4 protein-coding genes and 1 pseudogene are annotated in these 3575 nt (G+C 66.3%); all 5 read left to right on the top strand.

Annotated elements, in window-relative coordinates; translation table 11 throughout:
* Nucleotides 1-20 precede the first annotated feature (20 nt).
* Entirely contained in the window at nucleotides 21-1217 is a 1197-nt protein-coding gene (ftsZ, locus tag ACIY1X_RS12230; RefSeq protein WP_038211745.1) for a cell division protein FtsZ, read from the top strand.
* A 207-nt stretch (nucleotides 1218-1424) separates the two neighbouring features.
* Complete coding sequence (lpxC, locus tag ACIY1X_RS12225) at nucleotides 1425-2348, top strand: UDP-3-O-acyl-N-acetylglucosamine deacetylase (protein ID WP_038211730.1); 924 nt, start codon at nucleotides 1425-1427, stop codon at nucleotides 2346-2348.
* A gap of 24 nt (nucleotides 2349-2372) precedes the next feature.
* Nucleotides 2373-2549 carry a hypothetical protein gene (locus ACIY1X_RS12220; RefSeq protein ID WP_169748321.1) on the top strand — a complete coding sequence of 59 codons (177 nt, stop codon included), beginning with the start codon at nucleotides 2373-2375 and terminating at the stop codon, nucleotides 2547-2549.
* Between the two features lie 80 nt (nucleotides 2550-2629).
* Entirely contained in the window at nucleotides 2630-3397 is a 768-nt protein-coding gene (locus tag ACIY1X_RS12215; protein ID WP_399680826.1) for a uracil-DNA glycosylase family protein, read from the top strand.
* Nucleotides 3394-3575: pseudogene (locus ACIY1X_RS12210) on the top strand (serine hydroxymethyltransferase); the annotation flags it as partial. The gene ACIY1X_RS12215 and the pseudogene ACIY1X_RS12210, both read left to right, overlap by 4 nt.

Below are 3575 nucleotides of genomic sequence, written 5' to 3'. Positions count from 1 at the left end.
AAGCAATCAAGGAGTCCATGATGCCCATCGAAATGATCGAAACCGAAGAGTTCAACCGGGGCACGCAGATCAAGGTGATCGGTGTCGGCGGCGGTGGCGGCAACGCCGTCGCGCACATGATCGAGCGCGGCGTGCAGGGCGTGGAGTTCATCTGCGCCAACACCGACGCCCAGGCGCTCAACCGCGGCCACTCGCACAAGTCCCTGCAGCTGGGCCTGACCGGCCGCGGCGCCGGCAGCAAGCCCCAGATCGGCCGCGAGTCGGCCGAGGTGGCGGTGGACGACATCCGCCAGGCCATCGAAGGCGCGCACATGCTGTTCATCACCGCCGGCATGGGCGGCGGCACCGGCACCGGCGCGGCGCCGGTGATCGCCCGCGTGGCCAAGGAGATGGGCATCCTCACCGTCGGCGTGGTGACCAAGCCCTTCGACTGGGAAGGCGGCAAGCGCATGACCAACGCAGAGCAGGGCCTGGCCGAGCTGGAGGCGAACGTCGATTCGCTCATCGTCATCCTGAACGAGAAGCTGCTCGACGTGCTGGGCGACGACGTGACGCAGGAAGAGGCCTTCGGCCACGCCAACGACGTGCTGAAGAACGCCGTCGGCGGCATCGCCGAGATCATCAACGAGTACGGCCACGTGAACGTCGACTTCGAGGACGTGCGCACGGTGATGGGCGAGCCCGGCAAGGCCATGATGGGCACTGCCTCGGCCAGCGGCCCCGACCGCGCGCGCATCGCCTCCGAACAGGCCGTGGCCTGCCCGCTGCTGGAGGGCATCGACCTGTCCGGCGCCAAGGGCGTGCTGGTGCTGGTGACGGCGTCGAAGGCCTCGCTGAAGCTGTCGGAGTCGAAGCTGGCGATGAACACCATCCGCGCGTACGCCTCGCCGGACGCGCACGTCATCTACGGCGCCGCCTACGACGAGCGCCTGGGCGACGAGATGCGCGTGACGGTGGTGGCCACCGGGCTTTCGCGCCAGAACGCCGGCCGCGGCCAGCCCGAGCTGCAGGTCATCCGCACCGGCACCGACAACATCCCCTTCGGCGTGCCGAACGTGGGCACGGGGATGGGGCAGCAGCCGGCGTACGACCCGCTGACGGTGCCGCGCGTGTGGGGGACCAACCGCACGAACGCCGCCGCGAAGATCGATGCGCTGACGGCCGGCGGCATGGACGACTTCGAGATCCCCGCCTTCCTCCGCCGCCAAGCTGACTGACGGGGCATCAAGCTACTGCGCGGCCCGATCTTGCGCCTGCGGTCCTCGCCGTACGCGAGTACGGCTGCGGTCCTCGGCGCAACCTCGGGCCGCTCGCTACGCTTGCTGCCCCATCAGTCGGTCCCGTTGGGCTTGCCCATGCTGACTATCGCTGCCATAGACAGGCTGAGGACGCGCCAGGAGAGGCCGGCACCTAAAATCGGCCGGATGCTCCAGCAACGCACGCTCAAGTCCATCTCCCGCGCCGTCGGCGTGGGGCTGCACAGCGGGCAGCGGGTGGAGCTGACGCTGCGGCCGGCGCCGGCGGACACGGGCATCGTGTTCCGACGGGTCGACCTGCCGGAGCCGGTCGACATCCCGATGAACGCGGAGGCGGTGACCGACACGCGGCTGGCCTCCACCGTCTCCAACGGCGGCGCCAAGGTGCAGACGGTGGAGCACATCATGTCGGCCTGCGCCGGCATCGGCATCGACAACCTCTACATCGACATCACGGCCGACGAGGTGCCGATCCTCGACGGCTCGGCCGCCTCGTTCGTGTTCCTGCTGCAGAGCGCGGGCGTCGAGTTGCAGAAGGCGCCGCGCCGCTTCATCGAGGTGCTGGCGCCGGTGGAGGTGCGCGAAGGCGAGGGCGCCAACGAGAAGTGGGCGCGGCTCGATCCGTACCACGGCTTCAGGCTCAGCTTCGAGATCGACTTCGACCACAAGGTCGTCAACTCGACCGGCCAGCGCTTCGAGTTCGACCTCGGCAGCGGCCAGTACAACCGCGACATCGCGCGTGCGCGCACCTTCGGCTTCACCAAGGAGGTGGAGTACATGCGCAGCAAGGGCCTGGCGCTGGGCGGCGGGCTGGACAACGCCATCGTCATGGACGACACCAAGGTGCTCAATGCCGGCGGGCTGCGCTACGACGACGAGTTCGTCAAACACAAGATCCTCGACGCGATGGGCGACCTGTACATCGTCGGCAAGCCGCTGCTGGCGGCCTACAGCGCCTTCCGCTCCGGCCACGCGCTGAACAACAAGCTGCTGCGCGCGCTGCTGGCGCAGCCCGAGGCGTACCGCGTCGTCACCTTCGACGACGAGCGCGCCGCGCCGCGCGGCTTTGCCGAGGTAGCGCGCGCCTGGTAGGGCGCTGCCGGCCGCCTCCTTCGCATGCTGCTCTTCCGCTGGGCCATCCTGCTCCTGCTGCTGGTGGCGGGCGTGTGCTTCGCCTTCTACGCCGCCACCGGCCAGGTGAAATATCGCCGCATCGGCTGGGTGGTGCTCAAGTGGACGCTGCTCGCGGCGCTGGGCTTCTTCGCGGTGCTGATCGCGGAGCGGGTCGCCTGAGTCCGTTCTTCAGCTCTGCCGGCTTGGGACGCACGGCAACTGCTTTCTCCAGTTCCGGCGCAAACGATGCAGAGGACCCTATGCGCCATCCTGTCGAAATGCTATTCGCTGAACTGACCTCTGTTCAGCCATTTCCCACAGGAGTCGTTGTGGTGCCTGAACGGATTCCTGGCACGGCATTTTTTCCGGGTGGAGCAGGGCTTTGGGCGACCGCGCCTGGTCGGCCGTGGCCGTCTATGCCCACCGAGGGTGTGATGGTCCTGGGGCATGACTTCCACTCGCTGAATGCCTTCAAAGAAACGCTGGCGAGAGGTGGCGAAGTCGTCATTGGCGCTGACGGTGAGCCGCAATCGCATGTGCCAAGTTGGACAAACCTCTTGGGCATGTTGAAGGAATTCGGTATTCCGCCTGAACGATGCTTCTTTACCAATGCGTATATGGGCCTGCGCGACGCGAACTTGGCGACGGGAAAATTTCCCGGCGCCAGAGATGCCACATTCGTCGAGAGGTGTCGCACATTCCTTGAGTTGCAACTCCGAGCACAGCGGCCAAGGCTGATCTTGACGCTGGGACAGTGGGTGCCGAGCTTTTTGGCCCCTCTGGCCGAGCGTCTTTCTGATTGGAAGTCATTGACGAGCCTCAATGCGATCGACCGTGCCGGCCCGGTTCGACACGAGGTGCGTTTCAATGGCAACGATATGGCGCCATGCTCCGTCGTGTGTCTTACTCATCCGAGCTTTCGTCCGCTCAACGTCAAAAAGCGTGAATATGGAGGTTCCAAGGGTGGAGATGCGGAGCACAAAATGGTCATAGACGCCATTTGCCAGTCAGGGGTTACCTTGCCATGAAGCCCGCCACATCTCACGCCCTGCTCGCCCGTCCCTGGGTGCCCGCCGCCTCGGAGGACCTCGTCCAGTCCATCGCCGCTGATGCCGCCGAGCGCGACGCGGCCTCCCTGGCCGGCGAGATCAACCGGCTCGTCGCCGAGAACCACCGCCTGCACGACACCGAGGGGTTGAACCTCAA

The organism is Xenophilus sp., from assembly GCF_044462705.1.
GTDB classification, from domain to species: Bacteria; Pseudomonadota; Gammaproteobacteria; order Burkholderiales; family Burkholderiaceae_C; genus Xenophilus; species Xenophilus azovorans.
This window is presented reverse-complemented; position numbering and strand designations above follow the sequence as displayed.

Excerpts from the sequence above, each read along its gene's own strand:
- ftsZ (WP_038211745.1), top strand. The coding sequence starts at position 21 with ATGCCCATCGAAATGATCGAAACCGAAGAGTTCAACCGGGGCACGCAG.
- lpxC (WP_038211730.1), top strand. The coding sequence starts at position 1,425 with ATGCTCCAGCAACGCACGCTCAAGTCCATCTCCCGCGCCGTCGGCGTG.
- ACIY1X_RS12220 (WP_169748321.1), top strand. The coding sequence starts at position 2,373 with ATGCTGCTCTTCCGCTGGGCCATCCTGCTCCTGCTGCTGGTGGCGGGC.
- ACIY1X_RS12215 (WP_399680826.1), top strand. The coding sequence starts at position 2,630 with ATGCGCCATCCTGTCGAAATGCTATTCGCTGAACTGACCTCTGTTCAG.